Genomic DNA, 21,086 nt, shown 5'->3' with positions numbered 1-21,086 from the left:
CGGCCCCGTTGCTCAGCCGCAACCCGCCCTCCCTTGCCTCTCCGGGCGATTTGTGGTCTTGGAGCCTTAAATCGCCTGTCACGGCGAACATCCCATACCAATGGCCCCGCCGTTGGCAGCATCCCGGATCCCATCATCATGGCCAAGATCAATGGCAACGAAATCCGCCCCGGCTACGTCATCGAACACGATGGCGGCCTCTGGGTGGCGGTCAGGACCAACACCGTCAAGCCCGGCAAGGGCGGCGCCTACAACCAGGTTGAGCTGAAGAACCTCATCAACGGCACCAAGCTCAACGAGCGCTTCCGTTCGGCCGAGACGGTCGAGCAGATCCGGCTAGACCTGAAGGACTTTTCCTTCCTCTACGAGCAGGACGACGCGCTGGTGTTCATGGACACCCAAAGCTATGAGCAGCTCGAACTGAACAAGGATTTCGTCGGCGACCGCGCCGCGTTCCTGCAGGACGGCATGATGGTGACGGTTCAGCTCTACGAGGAGCGGCCGATCGGCATTTCGCTGCCCGATTACGTGACGCTGACCATCACCGAGGCGGATCCCGTGGTGAGGGGCCAGACGGCGGCATCCTCCTACAAGCCGGCGGTGCTGGAAAATGGCATTCGCGTGCTGGTGCCGCCCTTCATCGGCGCCGGCGAACGCATCATCGTCGACACCAACGAAATCACTTACGTGCGCCGCGCCGACTGATGCATGCATGTCGCCCGGAAGTGGCCCCGGTTTGGGTCACCGGCATGCATCGAGACAGAATTTAAAGCGCCGGACCAGGAAGAAGCACTATGGCACGCTCAGCCCTCCTCAACGTCATGGTTCAGGCCGCAATGAAGGCCGGCCGCTCGCTGTCGCGCGACTTCGGCGAGGTCCAGAACCTGCAAGTCTCGATGAAGGGCCCCGGCGACTATGTCAGCCAGGCCGACCGCAAGGCCGAGGACATCGTTTTCGCCGAACTGTCGAAGGCACGTCCTGGCTACGGCTTCCTGATGGAAGAGCGCGGCGCCATCGCCGGCGATGACAGCCAGCACCGCTGGATCGTCGACCCGCTCGACGGCACCACCAATTTCCTGCACGGCATCCCGCTGTTCGCCGTCTCGATCGCGCTCGAGCGCCAGGGCCAGATCGTGGCTGGCGTGGTCTACAATCCCGCCATGGACGAGCTCTACACCACCGAGCGCGGCGGCGGCGCCTTCATGAATGATCGCCGCCTGCGCGTTGCCGGCCGTACCAAGCTTGTCGACACGGTGATCGGCTGCGGCGTGCCGCATCTCGGCCGGGGCCATCACGGCAATTTCCTGGTCGAACTGCGCAACGTCATGGCCGAGGTCTCCGGCGTCCGCCGCATGGGGTCCGCCTCGCTCGATCTTGCCTATGTCGCCGCCGGCCGCATGGACGGCTTCTGGGAAGTGGGCCTGTCGGCTTGGGACATGGCCGCCGGCCTGCTCTTGATCCGCGAAGCGGGCGGCTTCGCCTCCGACATGGATGGCGGACAGGACATGCTGGACACCGGCACGGTCGTCGCCGGCAACGAGATCATCCAGCGCGCATTGCTGAAGACGGTGAAAAAGCCGCTCCCGCCGCGCTGAAGCAATTCCGGGAAAAATGTTCGCGGTTTTGCATCTGGCATTGCGTCAAGGCAAAGCGCGCAGTCGTAAAACCGCAAACAAAGCTTGAAATACTGTCCGTCGGTTGCCCAGATATGGGGTGATGCAGGACGATAGATGACCAGTACCCCGCCAAAGATCGAGATCCCCTTCATCGGACGCTGGCACTATTCGCGCGCCGAGATGATCCCGACGGGATCGTCCATGCTGTCGGGATCGTGCTGGCGATCGCGGCCGGTTCGGCACTGCTGGCGCTCGCCGCCTTCCGGGTCGGGCCTGGCGAATATATCGCCGCCGCCTTCTATGTCGTGTCGCTGCTCACCGTGCTCTCGGTATCGCTGACCTACAATCTGTGGCCGGTGACCTCGCCCGCGAAATGGATCCTGCGGCGCTTCGATCATGCCGCGATCTATCTGTTGATCGCCGCCACCTACACACCCTTTCTCGCCCAGTTGGGAAACTCTGCGCTGGCGCGCTGGATGATCGTCCTGGTCTGGGCCGCGGCCGCAACGGGCATTGCCATCAAGGTGTTTTTCCCCGGCCGTTTTGACAGGCTGGCGATCGTCTTCTATCTCGCCATCGGCTGGAGCGGCATCGTTCTCGTCAAGCCGCTCGTCGAGACGCTGCCGACCACGTCGATCGTGCTCATCGTCGCCGGTGGCGTCGTCTATTCCTGCGGCGTGATTTTCTTCGCCTGGAAGGCGCTGCGCTTCCACAACGCACTGTGGCACGGCTTCGTCGTCACTGGCGCCGGCCTGCATTTGGCGGCCATGGTCGACTGCCTCGTCATCAACCGCCTCTGATGCGCCGGCTCCAAAGGGCGCCTGTGGCAATATTGCCAAGCGCCATTCAATTTGGTCATAATTCCGTTTAGAGTTGCCAACTACGTGATCGGCGGCAGCGGCATCGGAAACGGGGCACGGATGGCTTTTCTCAGATCCTTCGGCATGGGCAGGCGCTCCGACGTGCTGATCTACGACCCGCATAAACTGTCCAGTCCGCAGGTCTTCCTGCTGACCATGGTCATCTTCCTGGCCATCGTCGCTTTCATCGCCGCCATCCTGACCCGCCAGGTCACCACCGCTTTCGTCACCAACCCCGGCCTTAACGGCCTGATCGTCGGCGTGCTCGTCGTCGGTATCCTGCTGGCCTTCACGCAGGTCGGGCGGCTGTTTCGCGAGGTCCGCTGGGTCAACTCTTTCCGGGCCGGCTCCGAAACCACCGAACCGGTGCTGCTGGCGCCGATGAAGGCGATGATCGGCCGTTCCTCGTCGATGGCCTTTTCGACCTCATCGATGCGCACAATGCTCGATTCCATCGCCACCCGCCTCGACGAAAGCCGCGACACCTCGCGCTACCTTGTGGGCCTTTTGGTGTTCCTCGGCCTGCTTGGCACTTTCTGGGGTCTGCTGAATACGATCGGCTCGATCCGCGAGACCATCGAATCGCTCGATCCCGGCACGGGTGACGCCGCCGCGGTGCTCGATTCGCTGAAACAGGGCCTGTCGGCGCCGCTGGCCGGCATGGGCACAGCCTTCTCGTCCTCGCTGTTCGGCCTGTCCGGCTCGCTCGTGCTCGGCTTCCTCGACTTGCAGGCCGGCCGCGCCCAGACGCGCTTCTACACCGAGCTCGAGAACTGGCTGTCCTCGGTCACGGATCTGTCGTCCGACATCGTCGTTTCCGACCCGGCCAAGGCCGACTCTTCCGACGAGATCCGCGTCCTGTCGGAGCGGCTGCGCAGCATGCAGGAGAATGGCGGCGGCTCCAACCCGCGCGTCGCCACCGCCATGGCCAATCTCGCCGACGGCATTTCCGGCTTGGTCAAGAACATGCGCTCCGAACAGCAGATCATGCGCGACTGGGTCGAAGCCCAGTCGGACGAACAAAAAGCGATGCGCAACACGCTGGAAAAGATCGCCGACGCGCTGAAGAAGCCCGGGGTGCACTAGCATGGCGCTTGCCAGGGGCCGGCGTACCGATCGCCGCATCGACTATTGGCCGGGCTTCGTCGACGCGCTGTCGACGCTGCTGCTCGCCATCATGTTCCTGCTCACCGTCTTCGTGTTGGCGCAGTTCCTGCTCGGGCGCGAAATCTCCGGCAAGGACACGGCGCTGTCGCGCCTCAATTCGCAGATCAACGAACTGACCCAGCTTCTGGCGCTGGAGCGCTCGACGGCACAGGACAAGGACGATTCGCTGGCCAACCTGCAGGCGTCGCTGTCGGCGGCGGAGGCGGAGAAGAGCCGGCTCGAACAGTTGCTGGCGCAAGGTGCGGGTGCCGGCGACGCCGCCAACCAGCGAGCCGCGGCGCTGGGCGGCGAACTGGACAGCCAGCGCCAGATCAGCCAGCAGGCGCTGAGCCAGGTCGAGATCCTCAACCAGCAGATCGCGGCATTGCGCAAGCAGATCGGCGCGCTCGAGGATGCCCTCAACGTCTCCGAAACGCGCGACCGCGATTCTAACACCAAGATCGCCGATCTCGGCCGTCGCCTGAACGTGGCGCTGGCGCAGCGTGTGCAGGAGCTGAACCGCTACCGCTCCGATTTCTTCGGACGTCTGCGCGAAATCCTAGCCGATCGCGAGAACATCCGCATCGTCGGCGACCGCTTCGTGTTCCAGTCGGAAGTTCTGTTCCCGACCGGATCCGAAGTGATCAACGATGCCGGCAAGGTCGAGATGAAGAAGCTCGCCGACGCCATCATCGAACTGCAGAAAGAGATCCCGCCGGAGATCAACTGGGTGCTGCGCGTCGACGGCCACACCGACAACAAACCGCTGTCCGGCACCGGCCGTTATCGCGACAATTGGGAACTGTCGACGGCGCGCTCGACCTCGGTGGTCAAGTTCCTGATCGAGAATGGCGTGCCGGCCAACCGGCTCGTCGCCGCCGGCTTCGGGGAATTCCAGCCGCTCGATCCCGCCGACACCGAAGAGGCGCGCAACAAGAACCGCCGCATTGAACTGAAGCTCACCGAACGTTGATCCATCATCACGCGAACTCACGCGAAATTGTTCGCCGGCTCAACTCTAGGGCGCAGGCATCCGCCGGCAAGGCCTGAAAAGATTATCTTTTTTTAATTACACTTCGCGCCGAAGCGCTCCTAGCTTGCTGCGCAGGGCCGAGAACCGCCGGCGATGCCTCCCATCGCGACGCGACGGGACTGGACGACCCAAAATGGCCGGAAGGCGAGGCGGCGCGGCCGCTCTCCCTTCCCAGCAGGAGGAAGCGCACCATGCGCTCATCAGCATCTCTCAAGACTGCAACGCTTGCCGCAATTCTCATTGCCGTCCCGCTCGCCGGCGCCTATGCCGCGGGCCACCACAAGGGTGCTCTCGACGCGACCGCCCCCACCGACATGGCAGGCCCCCGTGTCGAGGCGCTCGTTCAGCAGGTCCAGGGTGTTCATCAGGGCATCGTCGACGCCAGGCAAGCCAACCACATCACTCCGGCCGTCGCGGAGCGCCTGGAAATGCGCACCGCCCGTATCAGTCAGGTCGCCGAGAGGATAGCCGCGTCGGATCACGGCAGGATCCCGGCCGCGCAATACCATGACCTGCTGCGCCGGCTCGACAATGTGGATCAACGCCTGATGATCGACACCGGCAGCGGTTTCCTGATGGGTGATGGCGCCGACGGCGGAAACTATCCGAACGGCTGAGGCTATTCCGGCCTGGAAACCTCCTCGGGGAAGGGACCCATTGACGCCTTCGGGACCCCAATCCCGCTGGCGTCCTTTTTCTTTCCTTACCAGCCCATCCTGCCTACCAACCGAGCCAGGCCGCGACCAGGGCGACCACCGCCGGCACGGTCTGGATGTACAGGATCTTGCGGCCGACCGTCGCCGCGCCATAGAGACCGGCAATGGTCACGCACAACAGGAAGAAGACCTCGACCTGGAAACCGGCGGCGCCGAGGTAAAGCCCCCAGATCAGGCCGGCGGCGAGAAAGCCGTTATAGAGACCCTGATTGGCGGCGAGCACTTTGGAGGCACCGGCGAATTCCGGCGTCAGGCGGAATGTCTTGTGCCCGCGCGGCGTGTCCCAAAGCACCATCTCGAGATAGACGATGTAGACATGGATCAAGGCCACCAGCCCGACCAGGATGTTGCCGATCATTCTGCTCCCCCTTCATCCGTCGCCGGCAGCATTTCATGCCCAACCTCGCTTGCGCAAGCTGCATCTGCCGGATGGCATCCGAGGGTTGCCAATGCTTTTGCGTTGGTGTCTTTTCGCCCCGTCCTCAATCACGGAAGCCGCTATGTCTTTTCACAAACTCGACGATCTCGGCCACAAGCTCGAAGCGCTTGAGCATGCGCTGGCCATCCTCGGCGCCGATGAGGCGACCCACATGGCCGTCGGTGGTGGCGAGAAGCGCGCCGAGGCGATGGCGGCCCTTGCCGGCATGTATCACACCAGGGCGACCGCGCCGGAAATATCGGACTGGATCGCCGCGGCCGAAGGCGAGGCATTGGACGATGAGCAGCGGGCGGCTCTCGCCGAGCTGCGGCGGCAATACACCAACCTGACCTGCCTGCCGGTCCAATTCGTCGAGCGCCAGACGACGGCGCGCATGCGCTGCGAGCAATTGTGGCGTGCCCTGCGCGCCAAGAACGATTGGGCGGGTTTTCAGCCGGCGCTCGAAGGCGTGGTGGCGCTGGTGCGCGACGAGGCGGCCCTGCGCTCCGATGTTCTCGGCCTCGCTCCCTATGACGCGCTGATGGAACAATACGATCCCGGCAATCGCACGGCCGACATTACGCCCGTCTTCGCCGACCTCAAGGCCTTCCTCAAGGGCTTCGTGCCGGAGGCGCTGGCGATCCAGGAAGCGCGGCTGCGCAAGCATCCGCTGAAACCGCTTTCGGGTACCTATGCCATCGACCGGCAGCGCGAACTCGGCCTTGCCATGATGGCGGCGGTCGGTTTCGACCTGACGCACGGCTCATTGTCGGTATCGCACCATCCGTTCTGCGGCGGCGTGCCCAGCGACGTGCGCATCACCACGCGCTACAAGACCTCGGATTTCCTGTCGGCGCTGATGGGCGTGCTGCACGAGACCGGTCATGCGCTCTACGAACAGAACTTGCCCAAGGCGTGGGCGCACTGGCCGCTCGGCAAGGCCCGCGGCATGGCCGTGCATGAGAGCCAGAGCCTGTTCGTCGAAAAGCAGATCGGCCGCAATCCTGCCTTCTGGCGCTGGGCGCTGCCGGTGGTGGAGAAGCATCTCGGCGAAGCCTGGTCGCTCGACGATATCCTGCCGCATGTGCATCGTGTCGAACGTGGCCTGATCCGCGTCGACGCCGACGAGGTGACCTATCCCTTGCACGTCATCCTTCGCTACGAACTGGAGCAGGAGCTTGTTTCGGCCAGCCTCGAAGTGGCTGATTTGCCCGAAGCCTGGGATGCCAGGATGCGCGACTATCTTGGTCTCTCGACCATCGACAACCCCGCCGACGGGCCGATGCAGGACGTCCATTGGCCGGGTGCCGCCTTCGGTTATTTCCCGTCCTATACGCTGGGCGCGATGATGGCGGCGCAGCAATGGGCCGCGCTGACGCGCGAGCATCCTTCAGCCGACGAAGATCTTGCAAAGGGGAATTTCGAGGCGATCAACGATTGGCGCCGCGAGAAAATCTGGTCGCAGGGGTCGCGCTGGTCGACGCCGGACCTGCTTGAGCGCGCCACCGGCGAGAAGCTCAACGCCACGTACTTCGTCAACCATTTGAGGCAGCGCTACGGCGGCTGAGATGCCGCCTGGGACGACAATTGTCCTTACGCCGAGGCGAACTGAACCTACTACTCCGCCGCGCCCCTGAAGGCGCTGGCGCCGGTCTCGAACTGCAGCTTGGCGAGCCTGGCATAGATGCCGCCCTTGGCGACCAGGCTCTGATGCGTGCCTTCCTCGACGATGCGGCCGCCATCCATCACCAGGATCCTGTTGGCCTTCAGCACCGTCGCCAGCCGGTGGGCGATGACGATGGTGGTGCGCCCCCGCATCAGCCGCTCGAGCGCGGTCTGCACCAGTGTCTCGCTTTCGGCGTCGAGGGCCGAGGTGGCCTCGTCGAGCAGCAGGATCGGCGCGTCGCGCAGGATGGCACGTGCAATCGCCACACGCTGGCGCTGGCCGCCGGACAGCGTCACGCCACGCTCGCCGACCTGGCTGTCATAGCCGTTCTCGAGCCTAAGGATAAACTCGTCGGCCAGTGCGTCCTTGGCCGCGGCCTCGATCTCGGCCTCGCTGGCGCCTGGCCGGCCGAAGCCGATATTGTCGCGCGCGCTCGCCGCGAAGATGGTGACGTCCTGCGGCACGATGGCGATGCGCTGCCTGACCGAAACGGGATCGGCTTCGCGCACGTCGACGCTATCGACCAGGATCTTGCCTGTCTCGGGATCGTAGAAGCGCAGGATCAGCGAGAACACCGTGCTCTTGCCGGCACCCGAGGGGCCGACGATGGCGACCGTCTCGCCGGGCATGACTTGAAAACTCAGGCCGTGGACGGCGGCGCGATCGGGCCTCGCCGGATAGGAGAAGGACACATTCTCGAAGATGATCGCGCCCTTGGCAACCGCCGGCAGCGGCTTCGGATCGACCGGCGCCTGGATCGCCGGCGTCTCGGCCAGAATCTCGGTCAGCCGTTCGGCGGCACCTGCGGCTTGCGCGAGTTCGCCCCAGACTTCCGACAGCGCGCCGAGCGCGCCAGCGGCGAACACCGAATAAAGGAGGAATTGGCCAAGCGTGCCAGGCGATATCGTGCCGTCGAGCACGTCGCGCGAGCCGAACCACAGCACCGCCACGACCGAGGAGAAAATGGTGAAGATGGCAAAGAAGGTGAGGAAGGAGCGCGCGAAGATCGAAGCGCGCGCTGCCTCGAAGGCCGCTTCCACCGCGCCCGAGAATCGTCCGGTGACCAGTCTCTCATTGGTGAAGGCCTGCAGCGTGCGCACCGCGCCGATCTGCTCGCTGGCATAGGCCGTCGCGTCGGCAAGCGTGTCCTGGGCCTGCCTTGACTTGCGCCGCACCGAGCGGCCGAAGGCGACCAGCGGCAGCACGATCACGGGTATCGCCGCAATGACCAGGCCGGAGAGTTTCGGGCTGGTGACGACCATCATGCCCACCGCGCCGAGGCCGAGGATGACGTTGCGCAGCGCCACCGAAGCCGTTGCGCCTACCGCCGACTTGACCTGCGTGGTGTCTGCGGCGAGCCGCGACACGATTTCCCCCGACTGGGCGGTGTCGAAGAAGGCCGGCGACAGCGTCGTCACATGGGCAAAGACATCGCGCCTGATATCGGCGACGACGCGCTCGCCGAGCGTGATGACGAAATAGTAACGGCCGGCCGACGCCGCGGCCAGCACGGCGGCCATCGCCACGAGGGCGCCGAAATATTCGGCGATGAAGGTGGTGCTGGCCGACGAGAAACCGTGGTCGATCATGCGCCGGACAGCCAGCGGCAGTGCCAATGTCGTTGCCGCCGCGATGGCCAGTGAGATAAGGGCGCCGATGACCAGCGTGCGATATCCGGCGATATACGGAAACAGGCGCCTGAGCGGCTTGAGCGAGCGTCGGCGCTCGTCTGCGCTGCTTGATTGCGCCATCTGGGTGTTTCCTCTAGCCACTTCAGCCTATGCGCCTCAATATGCGCTTGCCGCGGCCTTGTGATTCAATTCCGGCTGATGTATAGGCACGCCGACCGTTTTAGAAGCCGTGGCTCCTCAATAGCTGCGGCTTCGAGTTTTAAAAAGAGGCGCATCGACGCAGGCTTATGCCCGTCCGCCGCGCCGGCAAGCCAGGAACAGAGCCATGAAGAGCGCAATCCATCCCGACTACCACACCATCAAGGTCGTCATGACCGACGGCACCGAATACACGACCCGTTCGACCTGGGGCAAGGAAGGCGATACGATGAACCTCGATATCGACCCGACCACCCACCCGGCCTGGACCGGCGGCCAGCAGACCCTGCTCGACCGCGGCGGCCGCTTGTCGAAGTTCAAGAAGCGTTTCGAAGGTTTCGGCCTCTAAAGCGAAGAGCTTTTTCGCGGATCAAGAGCCCGCCCTTGTGGCGGGTTTTTTGTTGCTTGGCCGAAGGCTGGGTCTTCGGCCCTTATTCGTCCAGCAATTCCCTGAGTGCCATGCGCTTGTAGGCCGCGACCAGCCTGTCGCCCTCCTGCCTGTCGACCGAGATCGCCAGCCGCATGGCCGCCTCGCCCATCTGCCACACCAAGAATGCCGTCGTGTCGAGCGCCACCGGATCGGCATCGGGCCGCAGGCGCTTGAGTACCGCGATCAGAAATTCCGCGTTCGCGCGGCTGTCGGCGAGTTCGAGCTGGCGCAGCGCCTTGTCGGCCTGCGTGCCCGACCAGATGTCGCGCATCACCGGCTCGGCCAGGAACAGCTCGTAGTAAATATCGACCAGCTCCGAGAAAGCCTGCCGCAGGCCTTTGGCGTCGCTGACATCCCTGAGTGCCGCCGAGATACAAGCCTGGCTTTCCGCTGTGTAGCGTTCGGCCAGCGCCCAGACGATCGCCCTCTTGTCCGGAAAGAACTGGTAGAGCGAGCCGATCGACACCCCAGCCCGCTCCGCCACCTCGCCCATGCGCATGGCGTCGCTGCCTTGTTCGGCAATCAGCGCCGAGGCGGCGGCCAGCATGCGCTCGACCCGCTCGCGGCTGCGCTGCTGGCTTGGCGCCCGGCGCGGCGGACCGATCCGCTCATTGGTTTGCGTGCCTTCCATCACCGTCTCCAACAAACGCGCCCGGCAAAATCGCCGGGAACGACTTGACTTACAAAATACGAGGGTTTATCACGTTTTGCAAATGTGAGGCATGCTCATATTTTTTAGAGAGCAAACCGCCGCAACCGGCGTCCGGAGCAACTGAGATGATCAAGCTTCTTCCAACCCTCACCTTCATTGCCGCGATCGGCGCGGGCGTCGTCGGTGGCGTATTCTTCGCCTTTTCCAACTTCGTCATGGCGGCCCTTGCCCGGCTGCCCGTCCCGGCGGGCATCGCAGCGATGAATTCGATCAACGTCACGGTGATCACCCCGACCTTCATGACAGCGCTGTTTGGCACCGGCCTCATCTGCCTCGTTCTCATTGCCGCCGCTCTCTTGGGCTGGAGCCAGTCCGGCTCGTACTGGTTACTGGCCGGCGCGGTGATCTATCTGGTCGGCAACCCTATCGTGACCATGGTCTTCAACGTGCCGCTCAACGATGCTCTCGCCGCCGTCGACCCGGCCAGCAGCAACGGCGCTGCCGTGTGGGCGAACCATCTGAGCCAATGGGTGATGTGGAACCACGTCCGCACCGTCACCGCCATCGTGGCGATGGCGTGCTTTATCTTCGCATTGCTCTGAAGAGGTCTAACGAGACGCAAAAAACTCCGCTCAGGCGAGGTCTTTCTGCGTGTCACCCTTGTGGCCTTTGCGGTCGGCGTGACCGAGATCCCGATCCGGATCGATCACGTCGCGGACCAGCTGCTTGAGTTTGGCCGCGTCAGGAAAGCCGCCGTCGCGCTTGCGGTCCCAGACCAGCACATCGTTACAGGAGATGGTGAAGATGCCGCCGGTGCCCGGCACCAGCGTCACCTCGCCGAGATCGGTACCGAAGGTGGACAGCAGCTCCTGCGCCATCCAGCCGGCACGCAACAGCCACTGGCATTGGGTGCAGTAGGTAATGCGGATGGCCGGCAACTGAGCTTTGCTCATATCGGACGACCTTCGCTCACGCCGCGCTGAGCTTCGCCATCGTCTCGTCGTCGACTTCAAAGTTGGCGTAGACGCTTTGCACGTCGTCATCATCCTCGAGCGTGGCAACCAGCTTCATCAGCGATTGCGCCCGCTCTTCGTCGACGGGGACATTGTTCTGCGGCTTCCAGATCGCCTTGACCGATTCGGCCTCGCCGAGCGAGGTTTCAAGCGCCTTAGACACCTCGCCGAGAGTCTCGAAGGAGCAATAGATCGTGTGGCCTTCCTCGTCCGATTCGACATCGTCGGCGCCGGCTTCGATCGCCGCATCCATGATCTTGTCGGCGCTGCCGGCCGAGGCCGGATAGTAGATTTCGCCGGCGCGGTCCCACATGAACGACACCGATCCGGTTTCGCCGAGCGCGCCGCCGGCCTTGGTGAAGGCGGCGCGCACATTGGACGCCGAACGGTTGCGGTTGTCGGTCAGCGCCTCGACGATCACGGCGACGCCACCAGGCCCATACCCTTCGTAGCGCACCGCTTCGTAGTTTTCGGCGTCGCCCATCGAGGCCTTGTTGATGGCGCGCTGGATGTTGTCCTTGGGCATCGACACCGCCTTGGCGTTCTGGATCGCCAGGCGCAGGCGCGGGTTCATCGATGGGTCCGGCGTTCCGCTCTTGGCGGCGACGGTGATTTCGCGCGCCAGCTTGGAAAACATTTTCGACCGCACCGCGTCCTGACGGCCCTTGCGGTGCATGATGTTCTTGAACTGTGAATGGCCAGCCATGGCACCCCTGTCGTGTTCGGCTAGAGCGTCTTGCCGCGAGATGCGTCATCTCGCCTTTGCAAAAGGCTCGAACTCAATTTCAGAGCGTCCCGATGCGTCCGGGTGAACGTACGGCGCCCTGTGTCGGAATGGCCGGCTTATAGATAAATCGGCTCAATTCGTCCAGCCGCGCCGCGTTGCCGGGGCACTCGGCATGCGGCGGCCCGGCAAGCAGGCTGTCCTACCCTTCCAGATCGGACTTCAGCCGGTCAATGATGCTGAGCGCATGGCCGGCATACTGGCTGATCCAGCGGTCGTGAATCTGCTTGATTGGCAACGCATTGAGATGGTTCCAGCGCTCGCGTCCGTCGCGGCGCGCGACGATCAGGTCCGCCTCCTCCAGCACCTTGAGATGCAGCATGACCGTGCAGCGGTCGATGTCGGGAAAGGCTTCGCACAGCATGCCGGTGGTCTTTGGCTCGTCTTTCAACCGATCCAGCATTTCGCGCCGGCGCGGATGCGCCAGCGCCTTGAAAACATGGTCGTCCTGCGATCGGCTTGACATGTTATGTTTATATAACATATTGTTGGCTCGTTCAAGCAAGGAGCTGTGGATATGTCTCTTGGATTCAGCGTTTCAGGGCGCATCGGCAAACCGGTCTCCGAAGTCTTCGACGCGGTCGTCAACCCGAAGAAACTGAGCGGCTATTTCACCACCATCGGCGGTGCCAGCGCGCCATTGGTCGCCGGTTCGGGTGTCGTCTGGTGGGGCAAGGTGCCGGTCGAGGTCGACGAAGTGGTCAAGGACAGCCGCATCGTGCTGCGCTGGGATGCCACCGACGCCGACGGCAAGCCCGCCTACAAGACCCGCATCGAGATGAATTTCGAGCCGCTCGACGATGGCGGCACCTTCGTCACCATCGCCGAGAGCGGCTGGCAGGAAGGCGCGGTCGGTCTGAAGAAGTCCTACCTGAATTGCGAGGGCTGGTCGCAGATGCTGGCCTGCATGAAGGCCTATGTCGAATACGGCATCAATCTGCGCGACGGCTATTACCGCAGCGAGATGAAGGGCGAACCCGCCAGCGAAAACAACATTTGAAAAACGGAGCCCAGTCATGACCGCGAAGATCACCGGCGGCATCAACATCGCCATGAAGGTGCCATCGCACCAGTACGAAGCGACGATCGCCTTCTACCGCGATGTCGTCGGCCTCAAGCCTTTCACAGCCAAGGCGCCGGCCATCGGCTTCGAGCTCGGCCCCAACAGGCTTTGGATCGACGAGGCGCCGACGATGAGCCAGGCCGAGATCTGGCTGGAGCTTTTCACGCGGGATTTTCCGGGCGCCGCGGATCATCTGGCCAAGGCGGGAATTGTGCGTTGCGATGCCGTCGAGCCCTTGGACGCAGGTTTCCGAGGTGGTTGGATCACCAATCCGGCCGGCATCATCCATATGGTGCGCGAACCCGACGCCTGGTGAGGGCGTATTCGAAAGGAGATCGCCATGGAAATCCGTGAGACACCGACAGCCGAAGCCGCCATGCTGATCCGGCGGCCGGTCGCTGAGGTTTTCGAAGCCGTCGTCGATCCGGCGATCACGACCAAATTCTGGTTCACCCATGGCAGCGGCCGGCTTGATGGCGGCAAACCGGTTCAGTGGGAGTGGCGCATGCATGGGGTCTCGACGACAGTCGAGGTCAGCGAGATCGTCAGGGACAAGAAGATCGTCATGACGTGGAGCGATCCGCCGACCACGGTGGTCTGGACCTTCACCGAAATGCCTGGCGAAGCGACATTCCTCGAGGTCCACAATTTCGGCTTTGCCGGCAATGGCGACGAGCAGGTGAAACAAGCGGTCGGCTCAACCGACGGCTTTGCGCTTGTGCTCGCCGGCGCCAAGGCCTGGCTGGAACAGGGCCTGACGCTCGGCTTGATGGGTGACCGCCATCCGAAGGGTGTTCCGGGGCACTAGGCTCGCCCCGGCCGACCAGTATCAGTGGCCGTCGCCGGTTTTCGCTTTCTTGCGCCGCCGCGCCAGCATGTTGAGCCCCTCGACCAGCGCCGAAAAACCCATCGCCGCATAGATGTAGCCCTTGGGCACATGATAGCCCATGCCGTCGGCGATCAGCGTCATGCCGATCATCAGCAGGAAGCCCAGCGCCAGCATGACGATGCTCGGGTTCTTGGCGATGAAGTCCGCCAGCGGTCCGGCCGCCAGCATCATCACGGTCACGGCCGCGATGACCGCGATATACATGATGGCGATCTCGTCGGTCATGCCGACGGCGGTGATGATGGAATCGATGGAGAAGACGAGGTCGAGCAGCAGGATCTGGAAGATCGCGCCGGCAAGCGAGATCTTGAGCGTTTCGCCTAGCATCGTGTCCTGATGGTCGTCGGGATCGACCGTGTGATGGATCTCCTTGGTCGCCTTCCACACCAGGAACAGACCGCCGGCGATCAGGATCAGGTCGCGCCAGGAGAAGCCGTGGCCGAACGCCGTGAAGACCGGCGTCGTCAGTTGGACGATGACGGAAATGGTGGCGAGCAGCACCAGGCGCATGACCAGCGCCGCCGAGATGCCAAGACGCCGCGCGCGAGCTCTCTGCTCCACGGGCAGCTTGTTGGTGAGGATCGAGATGAAGATCAGGTTGTCGATGCCGAGCACGATCTCGAGCACCACCAGCGTCAGCAGCGCGACCCAGGCGGTCGGGTCGGAAACGAATTGAAAATGCGGCGCCAGGAATTCAATAAGCTGCATGGAGGTCGTCCCCTACGATCTAGAGCAGTGTCGCCGGCAATTAGGTACTGCGACCCCCTATATCAATGTCACGCCCAGAAGGTCGGAGCCGTTTCTTCCAGCCTTGGCCCGCGACGAAACGGCGCGATCTTTTCGGTCAGCCCCGTGCGGTCGGAAATATCGACGCCCACGCCGCACAATGTCGCCGGTCCCGTCGCTGCCTCGAAACGCCCTTTCGGCACTTTCGACAGGAACCGGTTGAGCGGTTCTTCCTTGTCCATGCCGAGCGAGGAATCATAGTCACCGCACATGCCGGCATCCGACAGGTACCCCGTGCCGCCATTGAGGATCTGGTGGTCGGCGGTGGGCTGGTGCGTGTGGGTGCCGACGACGAGACTGGCGCGGCCATCGACAAAATGCGCGAAGCACATTTTTTCCGAGGTTGCCTCGGCATGGAAGTCGATCACCACCGCATCCGCCTGCTCGCCGAGCGGACAGGCGGCAAGCTCGCGTTCGCCGGCCTGGAACGGGTCGTCGAGTTCCGGGTGCATGAACACCCGGCCCATAATGTTGGCGACCAGCACGCGCGCGCCGTTTTTGGCGATGTAGACACCGGAGCCGCGCCCGGGCGTGCCTTTGGGGAAATTGGAAGGCCGCAGGAACCGCTGCTCGCGCGGCGCGAAGGCCAGAGCGTCGCGTTGGTCCCAGACATGGTTGCCGGTGGTCACGACATCGCAGCCCGCCGCGATCGTCTCACGCAAGATCTCTTCGGTGATGCCGAAGCCGCCGGCCGCGTTCTCGCCGTTGACGATGACGAAATCGAGCTTGAAGTCGGAGATCAGGCCAGGCAGTTGTTCCCACACTGCGGTGCGGCCCGTCTTGCCGACCATGTCCCCGAGGAAAAGAAGTCGCATCTATGCCTGATCCCGAAAAGTTGCATGACTTTTCGGCAAAGATCATGCGTTTCAAAGAACTATCTACAATTTTGGCGCAAAGCGGCGCAACCCGCTCTCGGTGAGTATTTCCGGGATGACCACGTCATGGGGCTCGTCTGGAACTTGCGAAACTTCTTGGCAGTCGAAGGCGATGCCGATCAGCCGGGGCGCGAGCCCCTTGTCGATGAGCTTCGCGATCGCCCGGTCGTAATAGCCGGCGCCATAACCGATGCGGTGACCGCGCGCGTCGAAGGCGGCGAGCGGCACCAGCATGACCGAAGGATCGAGAACTTCGGCCTCGGCATGCGGCCCGACCGTGCCAAAGCCCATGTCGACGATCGGCGCGCCGCGAACCAGTTCGCGAAAGACGATGGTGGTCTTGTCGAGAATGGCAGGCAGGCAAAGCCGTGCGCCCTTCTCTCGCAAGGCGAACATCAGCGGCCTGACATCGACCTCCGAGCGCATCGGCCAGAAACCGGAGACGATCTGACCGGGCCCGATCTCCAGATGGTCGCGCGCCGTCTCCGCCATTTCGAGCGCAGCCTCCACCCGCCAGAATGCATCGAGGCCGTCGCGGCGGGCGAGTGCCTCGAGACGCAGCTTTTTCTTCAAGTCTTTGGGAGAGGTCATGCGGCCAAGGTAGAAAAGGTCAGAGCTGTGCGGGGTCTCAAGTGCGACGTTTTCCACCGCATCATCCACCAAGATGCGTGGACACGTTGCGACAAGTGACGATCCACACAACCGGTGGAGAGAGCGATCCCGGGAACCTACAAAGTAGGTGGGCGCCGTGTGAGAAAACCCACGGGTCTTCCCAGGGACAGCTCCCTAAGGATCGTTAAGGCCCCGGGGAAAATGTTCTCCTGCCGGGAAGCACAGACCGTCCTGCCCAATATAGGCCGCCGGTGGCTCAAGCGCCAGTGACACAGGCAGTCTCGGCGGCTTTATTCGCCCTCCGGCGCAACCCTTGCACAGCCGCGGCGGCATCCTTACGGTCGCGACTACCAACCGAGGAGCAAAAATGCGTTTCGAAGGCACGGCGGCCTATGTGGCCGACAAGGATCTGATGGTTGCGGTCAACGCGGCGATCGCGCTGGAGCGGCCCTTGCTGGTCAAGGGCGAGCCCGGCACCGGCAAGACGGAACTTGCCCGCCAGGTGGCGGCGGCACTCGGCCTCGAGCTGATCGAGTGGCACGTCAAATCGACGACGCGGGCGCAGCAAGGCCTCTACGAATACGATGCGGTGTCGCGGCTGCGCGACAGCCAGCTCGGCGATGTCAGGTTCAACGACATCAAGAACTACATCAAGCGCGGCAAGCTTTGGGAGGCATTCGCGGCCGACAAGAAGGTCGTGCTTCTGATCGACGAGATCGACAAGGCCGACATCGAATTCCCCAACGACCTGCTGCAGGAACTCGATCGGATGGAGTTCTTCGTCTACGAGACCGCAGAGACCATCCGTGCCGCCGTTCGCCCGATCGTCATCATCACTTCCAACAACGAGAAGGAGTTGCCGGACGCTTTCCTGCGCCGCTGCTTCTTCCACTACATCCGCTTTCCCGACGTCGACACGCTGCACAGAATCGTTGACGTGCACTATCCTGGCATCAAGCAGAACCTGGTGCGCGCGGCCCTCACCCAGTTCTATGAAATCCGCGACGTGCCAGGCTTGAAGAAGAAGCCATCGACCTCCGAGGCGCTCGACTGGATCCGCCTGCTGGTCGCCGACGACATTGCGCCGGAGGATTTGCGCGCCGACCCCAAGAACGCATTGCCCAGACTGCATGGCGCCCTGTTGAAGAACGAGCAGGACGTGCATCTGTTCGAGCGGCTGGCCTTCATGGCGAGAAGACAGCAATAGGGCAGCAGCAGCGCTTTCCCCGGCTGTGGACCGTTGCCGCGGGCCAAAGAGAAGGTCAGCTTCGGCCAGAACCCTTCGGAGGAGATAAAAATGTCTGAGATCGTTGTCCGCCCGCTCGCGCAATCCGACCACGCCGACTGGCACCGCCTGTGGACCGATTATCTGACCTTCTACGAAACCAAGCTGCCGGAAGAGGTCTATGCCATCACCTGGAAGCGGTTATTCACCGAAGGCGAGTTCGAGCCGAAGGGTTTTATCGCCACATCGGACGGCAAGGCCGTGGGCCTCACCCATTATCTCTACCACCGCTCCGGCTGGTCCGAGAAAAACAACTGCTACCTGCAGGATCTGTTCGCCGACCCGGATGTGCGCGGAAAGGGCATCGGCGCGGCCCTCATCGAGGCGGTGAAGCAGGAGGCCGGCAAAATCGGCGTGAAGAACGTCTACTGGATGACGCACGAAACCAATGCCACCGCCCGCAAGCTCTACGACCATGTCGCGCGCAGGACGGGCTTTATCGAGTATGATTTGCTGTAACCGGCCATGTTCATCCCCTTCTTCCTCGAGCTGAAGGCAGCGCGCGTTCCCGTCTCGCTCAGGGAATACCTCTCTCTGCTGGAGGGGCTGGACGCCGGGCTGGTCGATTACGACGTCGAGGGTTTTTATTATCTCGCCCGTGCCGCTTTGGTGAAGGACGAACGCCATATCGACCGCTTCGACCAGGTCTTCGCGCATGTCTTCAAGGGCGTCGAGGCACTGGGCGGGCCGGATGCGGTCGACGTCGCCAATATTCCCGAGGAATGGCTGCGCCGGCTCGCCGAAAAGCACCTGACCGAGGAAGAGAAAAAGCTGGTCGAGGCGCTGGGCGGTTTCGACAGGCTGATGGAGACGCTGAAGCAGCGGCTCGAGGAACAGAAGGGCCGCCACCAGGGCGGTTCGAAATGGATCGGCACCGGCGGCACCTCTCCCTTCGGCGCCTATGGCTACAACCCCGAAGGCGTGCGCATCGGCCAGAACGAAAGCCGCAACCGTCGCGCGGTGAAAGTCTGGGACAAGCGCGAGTTCCGGAATTTCGACGATGCCGTCGAACTCGGCACCCGCAACGTCAAGATCGCGCTGAAGCGCCTGCGCCGCTGGGTGCGTGAGGGCGCCGAGGAAGAGCTCGACCTGCCCGGCACCATCCACGCCACCGCCGAGCACGGCTATCTCGACGTCAAGACACGGCCCGAGCGCCGCAACGCGGTAAAGCTCCTGATGTTCTTCGATGTCGGCGGCTCGATGGACGATCATATCAAAAGCGTCGAGGAGCTATTTTCGGCCGCCCGCGCCGAATTCCGACAGCTCGAATATTTCTATTTCCACAACTGCCTCTACGAAGGCGTGTGGAAGGACAATCGCCGCCGCCATGCCGAGACGATTTCGACCCTCGACCTCATTCATAAATATGGCGCCGACTATAAGGTCATCGTCGTCGGCGACGCCTCGATGAGCCCATACGAGATTGCTCACCCAGGCGGCTCGGTGGAACACTGGAACCCCGAGGCCGGAGCCGTCTGGCTCGGCCGGCTGCTGCGGCAATGGCCGAACGCGGTGTGGCTTAACCCCGAGAACGAGAAGAACTGGGGCTTTACCCATTCGATCGCGATAATCCGTGACATCTTCGACGGCCGCATGTTCCCGTTGACTCTGGCCGGACTGGAAGGCGCCACGAGGCAATTGTCGCGCAAACATTGAGATATCCGGAGCGGTCGGACTGGGCAGGTCTGTAACAAACCCCTATCTTGTTGCGAATACCCGGTTGCAACCAAGAACGAGCCGCCAAGGCTGAGGAGATCAAATGGACACGCACACTTACCCCGTCACCCGCACCGACGCCGAATGGCGCGCCCGGCTGACGCCGGAGCAATACGCCGTCATGCGCAACCATGGCACCGAGCGGCCGGGAAGCTGTGCCCTGCTGTACGAGAAGCGCGCCGGTACTTTTTCCTGCGTCGGCTGCGACCAGCCGCTGTTCCAATCCACGCTGAAATTCGAGAGCGGCACCGGCTGGCCGAGCTTCAACGATCCCGTGCCGGGCTCGGTCGAGAACACCGTCGATCGCAGCTACGGCATGGTCCGCACCGAATGCCATTGTGCCCGTTGCGGCAGCCATCTCGGCCATGTCTTCGAGGACGGCCCGCCGCCGACCGGCCTGCGCTACTGCATCAATGGCGTGGCGCTGAAATTCGAGCCGGCCGGCTGAACAACGCGTCGTGAATGCTTGCCAAGGGCGGCTCCGGCCGCCTTTTTCGTGCGGGCAGCTTCGTCAGACGACGATCGTGGCGATCAGCCAGAGCGCTGATCCCAGCATGAAGAGGGAAGCCCTGGCACCACCGGCCTTCTCAGCCGTGCGCCAGACCGCCAAAGCCAGGAAGATGCTGTAGGGCACCGGTGCGAAATGCACCGCAAGGACAAGGCCGAGCGGCATCTTCAGCCCAAGCAAGATCAGCGCCCCGGCAGACGACGCAATATTGATCGCGGTTCCGACAAGCATCATGTCGCGCCAGAACAGCCGGTCGATCGGCACCTCGCCAAGCCAACGCGAGCGGAAGAAATCCGCGATCACTTACCCCTGCCTCAGCACTTCGGTCACGGCGCACTCGACCCGCGAGCATTCCGTCACCAGCCAGTCGGTCATGGCAGGCCAGTTGTCCTCGGCAAAGCAGTTGACGCGCCACATCGAATTGATGCCAAGGCCTTCGCAGCTTTGTTCCGGCCTGAGCTTCAGCCTGTCTTCGATCGCTGGTCGGAACGGCTTCAGCCGCGACCAGCTTTGCGTGGCGCCGAACTTCTCGTTGCGGCCGAAGAAGACACCGACATGGTTCTGCGCCGGCGCGACATACATGGAAAGTACCAGAGCGAAATCGGGCAGTCCGCGCTGCCAGAACCAGGGTCCGCGTCGCGCCAGCCGGGCTCTTTCCTCCGGATGCCGTTCGGCAAACAGCGACCAGAAGCCGCGATGGCGGAATTCCGAGGCGCGGCGGCCGCCGAAGTCGAATTCGCTCATGGTTCGAACCGTATCTCCGGCAACCGCGTCGGGCACCGGCCGGTTAGTCTTACACCATGCCGAGGGCGGCCATGTATAGATCGAGGATGGCGTCCTCCTCCTGGCGCTCGGCCTGGTCCTTCTTGCGCAGACGGATGATGGTGCGGATTGCCTTGGTGTCGAAGCCGGTGCCCTTGGCTTCGGCGAAGACTTCCTTGATGTCGTCGGAGATCGTCTTCTTTTCTTCCTCGAGCCGCTCGATGCGCTCGATCAAGGCACGCAGCTGGCCGGCGGCAACAGTCTGGCTGGTCTCGGTGATATCGTCGGCCATGTTTTCTCCAAATCGGTTCCGCGCCGCGACTCGGGGAACGTGCCGCGACGAATTTCAGCGGTTCGATGCCCGACCGGAGCCGGCGGGTCAAGCCGTTATCGAACAGCTCGCCAAGGCCTGCCGTCATGAGCCGAC

General features: G+C 63.1%; 27 protein-coding genes, 1 other RNA gene and 1 pseudogene. 16 read left to right on the top strand and 13 right to left on the bottom strand.

The window, feature by feature from the left end:
- Positions 1-138 precede the first annotated feature (138 nt).
- From efp to FJW04_RS04255, 6 genes and pseudogenes are all read left to right on the top strand, one after another.
- A complete protein-coding gene (gene efp, locus FJW04_RS04280; RefSeq protein ID WP_015315249.1) occupies positions 139-705 on the top strand; it encodes an elongation factor P in 567 nt (188 codons plus the stop codon).
- Between the two features lie 89 nt (positions 706-794).
- On the top strand, positions 795-1,595 hold the full coding sequence (locus tag FJW04_RS04275; RefSeq protein ID WP_140616630.1) for an inositol monophosphatase family protein: 801 nt from the start codon (positions 795-797) through the stop codon (positions 1,593-1,595).
- Between the two features lie 135 nt (positions 1,596-1,730).
- A pseudogene (locus FJW04_RS04270) lies at positions 1,731-2,416 on the top strand (hemolysin III family protein).
- Positions 2,417-2,536: 120 nt separating this feature from the next.
- Complete coding sequence (locus FJW04_RS04265) at positions 2,537-3,562, top strand: MotA/TolQ/ExbB proton channel family protein (RefSeq protein ID WP_041163650.1); 1,026 nt, start codon at positions 2,537-2,539, stop codon at positions 3,560-3,562.
- Between the two features lies 1 nt (position 3,563).
- A complete protein-coding gene (locus FJW04_RS04260; protein ID WP_109664719.1) occupies positions 3,564-4,595 on the top strand; it encodes a peptidoglycan -binding protein in 1,032 nt (343 codons plus the stop codon).
- Positions 4,596-4,846: 251 nt separating this feature from the next.
- Positions 4,847-5,272 carry a hypothetical protein gene (locus tag FJW04_RS04255; RefSeq protein ID WP_015315244.1) on the top strand — a complete coding sequence of 142 codons (426 nt, stop codon included), beginning with the start codon at positions 4,847-4,849 and terminating at the stop codon, positions 5,270-5,272.
- Positions 5,273-5,375: 103 nt separating this feature from the next.
- On the opposite strand, the gene FJW04_RS04250 is transcribed toward FJW04_RS04255, so the two are convergent.
- Positions 5,376-5,729 carry a DUF1304 domain-containing protein gene (locus FJW04_RS04250; RefSeq protein WP_015315243.1) on the bottom strand — a complete coding sequence of 118 codons (354 nt, stop codon included), beginning with the start codon at positions 5,727-5,729 and terminating at the stop codon, positions 5,376-5,378.
- Between the two features lie 142 nt (positions 5,730-5,871).
- Here FJW04_RS04250 and FJW04_RS04245 point away from each other — a divergent pair, with 142 nt between their 5' ends.
- Positions 5,872-7,356, top strand: a complete 1,485-nt coding sequence (locus FJW04_RS04245; RefSeq protein ID WP_140712573.1) for a carboxypeptidase M32 — start codon at positions 5,872-5,874, stop codon at positions 7,354-7,356.
- Between the two features lie 50 nt (positions 7,357-7,406).
- Here the strand turns inward: FJW04_RS04245 and FJW04_RS04240 are convergent, their stop codons facing one another.
- Positions 7,407-9,206 carry an ABC transporter transmembrane domain-containing protein gene (locus tag FJW04_RS04240; protein ID WP_140712571.1) on the bottom strand — a complete coding sequence of 600 codons (1,800 nt, stop codon included), beginning with the start codon at positions 9,204-9,206 and terminating at the stop codon, positions 7,407-7,409.
- Positions 9,207-9,411: 205 nt separating this feature from the next.
- On the opposite strand from FJW04_RS04240, the gene rpmE reads away from it, so the two are divergent.
- Complete coding sequence (gene rpmE / locus FJW04_RS04235) at positions 9,412-9,633, top strand: 50S ribosomal protein L31 (RefSeq protein ID WP_010912060.1); 222 nt, start codon at positions 9,412-9,414, stop codon at positions 9,631-9,633.
- An 82-nt stretch (positions 9,634-9,715) separates the two neighbouring features.
- Here the strand turns inward: rpmE and FJW04_RS04230 are convergent, their stop codons facing one another.
- Entirely contained in the window at positions 9,716-10,345 is a 630-nt protein-coding gene (locus tag FJW04_RS04230) for a TetR/AcrR family transcriptional regulator (protein WP_140712569.1), read from the bottom strand.
- 146 nt (positions 10,346-10,491) lie between these two features.
- Here FJW04_RS04230 and FJW04_RS04225 point away from each other — a divergent pair, with 146 nt between their 5' ends.
- A complete protein-coding gene (locus FJW04_RS04225) occupies positions 10,492-10,968 on the top strand; it encodes a DUF1772 domain-containing protein (protein ID WP_015315239.1) in 477 nt (158 codons plus the stop codon).
- Between the two features lie 30 nt (positions 10,969-10,998).
- On the opposite strand, the gene FJW04_RS04220 is transcribed toward FJW04_RS04225, so the two are convergent.
- The 3 genes from FJW04_RS04220 to FJW04_RS04210 form a co-directional block, all read right to left on the bottom strand.
- The gene (locus FJW04_RS04220; protein WP_015315238.1) at positions 10,999-11,319 is read right to left on the bottom strand and encodes a SelT/SelW/SelH family protein; all 321 of its coding nucleotides are present in this window, start codon (positions 11,317-11,319) and stop codon (positions 10,999-11,001) included.
- A gap of 16 nt (positions 11,320-11,335) precedes the next feature.
- Complete coding sequence (locus FJW04_RS04215) at positions 11,336-12,085, bottom strand: YebC/PmpR family DNA-binding transcriptional regulator (RefSeq protein WP_015315237.1); 750 nt, start codon at positions 12,083-12,085, stop codon at positions 11,336-11,338.
- A 220-nt stretch (positions 12,086-12,305) separates the two neighbouring features.
- A complete protein-coding gene (locus FJW04_RS04210; RefSeq protein WP_140712567.1) occupies positions 12,306-12,629 on the bottom strand; it encodes a helix-turn-helix domain-containing protein in 324 nt (107 codons plus the stop codon).
- A gap of 51 nt (positions 12,630-12,680) precedes the next feature.
- Between FJW04_RS04210 and FJW04_RS04205 the strand changes: the two genes are divergently transcribed.
- The 3 genes from FJW04_RS04205 to FJW04_RS04195 are packed head-to-tail and all read left to right on the top strand — an operon-like array spanning position 12,681 to position 14,034.
- A complete protein-coding gene (locus FJW04_RS04205; protein ID WP_140712565.1) occupies positions 12,681-13,163 on the top strand; it encodes an SRPBCC domain-containing protein in 483 nt (160 codons plus the stop codon).
- Positions 13,164-13,179: 16 nt separating this feature from the next.
- A complete protein-coding gene (locus FJW04_RS04200) occupies positions 13,180-13,542 on the top strand; it encodes a glyoxalase/bleomycin resistance/dioxygenase family protein (RefSeq protein WP_015315234.1) in 363 nt (120 codons plus the stop codon).
- A gap of 24 nt (positions 13,543-13,566) precedes the next feature.
- The gene (locus FJW04_RS04195; RefSeq protein WP_140712563.1) at positions 13,567-14,034 is read left to right on the top strand and encodes an SRPBCC family protein; all 468 of its coding nucleotides are present in this window, start codon (positions 13,567-13,569) and stop codon (positions 14,032-14,034) included.
- Positions 14,035-14,055: 21 nt separating this feature from the next.
- On the opposite strand, the gene FJW04_RS04190 is transcribed toward FJW04_RS04195, so the two are convergent.
- From FJW04_RS04190 to ssrS, 4 genes are all read right to left on the bottom strand, one after another.
- A complete protein-coding gene (locus FJW04_RS04190; RefSeq protein WP_140712561.1) occupies positions 14,056-14,823 on the bottom strand; it encodes a TerC family protein in 768 nt (255 codons plus the stop codon).
- Positions 14,824-14,891: 68 nt separating this feature from the next.
- Positions 14,892-15,716: a YmdB family metallophosphoesterase gene (locus FJW04_RS04185; RefSeq protein ID WP_140712559.1), complete on the bottom strand. Its 825-nt coding sequence runs from the start codon at positions 15,714-15,716 to the stop codon at positions 14,892-14,894.
- A gap of 63 nt (positions 15,717-15,779) precedes the next feature.
- Entirely contained in the window at positions 15,780-16,367 is a 588-nt protein-coding gene (locus FJW04_RS04180; RefSeq protein ID WP_140713261.1) for a 5-formyltetrahydrofolate cyclo-ligase, read from the bottom strand.
- A gap of 96 nt (positions 16,368-16,463) precedes the next feature.
- A non-coding RNA gene (gene ssrS / locus FJW04_RS04175) (6S RNA) lies at positions 16,464-16,619 on the bottom strand.
- Positions 16,620-16,755: 136 nt separating this feature from the next.
- Here ssrS and FJW04_RS04170 point away from each other — a divergent pair.
- The 4 genes from FJW04_RS04170 (at position 16,756) to msrB (ending at position 19,837) form a co-directional block, all read left to right on the top strand.
- Entirely contained in the window at positions 16,756-17,595 is an 840-nt protein-coding gene (locus FJW04_RS04170) for a MoxR family ATPase (protein ID WP_140712557.1), read from the top strand.
- A 90-nt stretch (positions 17,596-17,685) separates the two neighbouring features.
- Positions 17,686-18,132: a GNAT family N-acetyltransferase gene (locus tag FJW04_RS04165; RefSeq protein WP_140712555.1), complete on the top strand. Its 447-nt coding sequence runs from the start codon at positions 17,686-17,688 to the stop codon at positions 18,130-18,132.
- 6 nt (positions 18,133-18,138) lie between these two features.
- Positions 18,139-19,329: a VWA domain-containing protein gene (locus FJW04_RS04160; RefSeq protein ID WP_140712553.1), complete on the top strand. Its 1,191-nt coding sequence runs from the start codon at positions 18,139-18,141 to the stop codon at positions 19,327-19,329.
- 103 nt (positions 19,330-19,432) lie between these two features.
- The gene (msrB, locus tag FJW04_RS04155) at positions 19,433-19,837 is read left to right on the top strand and encodes a peptide-methionine (R)-S-oxide reductase MsrB (protein ID WP_015315226.1); all 405 of its coding nucleotides are present in this window, start codon (positions 19,433-19,435) and stop codon (positions 19,835-19,837) included.
- A 63-nt stretch (positions 19,838-19,900) separates the two neighbouring features.
- On the opposite strand, the gene FJW04_RS04150 is transcribed toward msrB, so the two are convergent.
- Genes FJW04_RS04150 through FJW04_RS04140 form a run of 3 tightly spaced genes read right to left on the bottom strand, consistent with a single transcriptional unit; the run spans position 19,901 to position 20,951 of the window.
- Positions 19,901-20,200 carry a hypothetical protein gene (locus tag FJW04_RS04150; RefSeq protein WP_140616614.1) on the bottom strand — a complete coding sequence of 100 codons (300 nt, stop codon included), beginning with the start codon at positions 20,198-20,200 and terminating at the stop codon, positions 19,901-19,903.
- The gene (locus FJW04_RS04145) at positions 20,201-20,641 is read right to left on the bottom strand and encodes a hypothetical protein (RefSeq protein WP_140616613.1); all 441 of its coding nucleotides are present in this window, start codon (positions 20,639-20,641) and stop codon (positions 20,201-20,203) included.
- Positions 20,642-20,690: 49 nt separating this feature from the next.
- Positions 20,691-20,951, bottom strand: a complete 261-nt coding sequence (locus FJW04_RS04140) for a DUF2312 domain-containing protein (RefSeq protein WP_015315223.1) — start codon at positions 20,949-20,951, stop codon at positions 20,691-20,693.
- Positions 20,952-21,086 lie beyond the last annotated feature (135 nt).

The sequence above is a fragment of the Mesorhizobium sp. B2-7-3 genome (assembly GCF_006440715.1).
Taxonomy (GTDB): domain Bacteria; phylum Pseudomonadota; class Alphaproteobacteria; order Rhizobiales; family Rhizobiaceae; genus Mesorhizobium; species Mesorhizobium australicum.
This window is presented reverse-complemented; position numbering and strand designations above follow the sequence as displayed.

What these genes read in the sequence shown, in the direction of transcription:
- efp (WP_015315249.1), top strand. Translation starts at nt 139, where the DNA reads ATGGCCAAGATCAATGGCAACGAAATCCGCCCCGGCTACGTCATCGAA.
- FJW04_RS04275 (WP_140616630.1), top strand. Translation starts at nt 795, where the DNA reads ATGGCACGCTCAGCCCTCCTCAACGTCATGGTTCAGGCCGCAATGAAG.
- FJW04_RS04265 (WP_041163650.1), top strand. Translation starts at nt 2,537, where the DNA reads ATGGCTTTTCTCAGATCCTTCGGCATGGGCAGGCGCTCCGACGTGCTG.
- FJW04_RS04260 (WP_109664719.1), top strand. Translation starts at nt 3,564, where the DNA reads ATGGCGCTTGCCAGGGGCCGGCGTACCGATCGCCGCATCGACTATTGG.
- FJW04_RS04255 (WP_015315244.1), top strand. Translation starts at nt 4,847, where the DNA reads ATGCGCTCATCAGCATCTCTCAAGACTGCAACGCTTGCCGCAATTCTC.
- FJW04_RS04250 (WP_015315243.1), bottom strand. Translation starts at nt 5,729, where the DNA reads ATGATCGGCAACATCCTGGTCGGGCTGGTGGCCTTGATCCATGTCTAC.
- FJW04_RS04245 (WP_140712573.1), top strand. Translation starts at nt 5,872, where the DNA reads ATGTCTTTTCACAAACTCGACGATCTCGGCCACAAGCTCGAAGCGCTT.
- FJW04_RS04240 (WP_140712571.1), bottom strand. Translation starts at nt 9,206, where the DNA reads ATGGCGCAATCAAGCAGCGCAGACGAGCGCCGACGCTCGCTCAAGCCG.
- rpmE (WP_010912060.1), top strand. Translation starts at nt 9,412, where the DNA reads ATGAAGAGCGCAATCCATCCCGACTACCACACCATCAAGGTCGTCATG.
- FJW04_RS04230 (WP_140712569.1), bottom strand. Translation starts at nt 10,345, where the DNA reads ATGGAAGGCACGCAAACCAATGAGCGGATCGGTCCGCCGCGCCGGGCG.
- FJW04_RS04225 (WP_015315239.1), top strand. Translation starts at nt 10,492, where the DNA reads ATGATCAAGCTTCTTCCAACCCTCACCTTCATTGCCGCGATCGGCGCG.
- FJW04_RS04220 (WP_015315238.1), bottom strand. Translation starts at nt 11,319, where the DNA reads ATGAGCAAAGCTCAGTTGCCGGCCATCCGCATTACCTACTGCACCCAA.
- FJW04_RS04215 (WP_015315237.1), bottom strand. Translation starts at nt 12,085, where the DNA reads ATGGCTGGCCATTCACAGTTCAAGAACATCATGCACCGCAAGGGCCGT.
- FJW04_RS04210 (WP_140712567.1), bottom strand. Translation starts at nt 12,629, where the DNA reads ATGTCAAGCCGATCGCAGGACGACCATGTTTTCAAGGCGCTGGCGCAT.
- FJW04_RS04205 (WP_140712565.1), top strand. Translation starts at nt 12,681, where the DNA reads ATGTCTCTTGGATTCAGCGTTTCAGGGCGCATCGGCAAACCGGTCTCC.
- FJW04_RS04200 (WP_015315234.1), top strand. Translation starts at nt 13,180, where the DNA reads ATGACCGCGAAGATCACCGGCGGCATCAACATCGCCATGAAGGTGCCA.
- FJW04_RS04195 (WP_140712563.1), top strand. Translation starts at nt 13,567, where the DNA reads ATGGAAATCCGTGAGACACCGACAGCCGAAGCCGCCATGCTGATCCGG.
- FJW04_RS04190 (WP_140712561.1), bottom strand. Translation starts at nt 14,823, where the DNA reads ATGCAGCTTATTGAATTCCTGGCGCCGCATTTTCAATTCGTTTCCGAC.
- FJW04_RS04185 (WP_140712559.1), bottom strand. Translation starts at nt 15,716, where the DNA reads ATGCGACTTCTTTTCCTCGGGGACATGGTCGGCAAGACGGGCCGCACC.
- FJW04_RS04180 (WP_140713261.1), bottom strand. Translation starts at nt 16,367, where the DNA reads ATGACCTCTCCCAAAGACTTGAAGAAAAAGCTGCGTCTCGAGGCACTC.
- FJW04_RS04170 (WP_140712557.1), top strand. Translation starts at nt 16,756, where the DNA reads ATGCGTTTCGAAGGCACGGCGGCCTATGTGGCCGACAAGGATCTGATG.
- FJW04_RS04165 (WP_140712555.1), top strand. Translation starts at nt 17,686, where the DNA reads ATGTCTGAGATCGTTGTCCGCCCGCTCGCGCAATCCGACCACGCCGAC.
- FJW04_RS04160 (WP_140712553.1), top strand. Translation starts at nt 18,139, where the DNA reads ATGTTCATCCCCTTCTTCCTCGAGCTGAAGGCAGCGCGCGTTCCCGTC.
- msrB (WP_015315226.1), top strand. Translation starts at nt 19,433, where the DNA reads ATGGACACGCACACTTACCCCGTCACCCGCACCGACGCCGAATGGCGC.
- FJW04_RS04145 (WP_140616613.1), bottom strand. Translation starts at nt 20,641, where the DNA reads ATGAGCGAATTCGACTTCGGCGGCCGCCGCGCCTCGGAATTCCGCCAT.
- FJW04_RS04140 (WP_015315223.1), bottom strand. Translation starts at nt 20,951, where the DNA reads ATGGCCGACGATATCACCGAGACCAGCCAGACTGTTGCCGCCGGCCAG.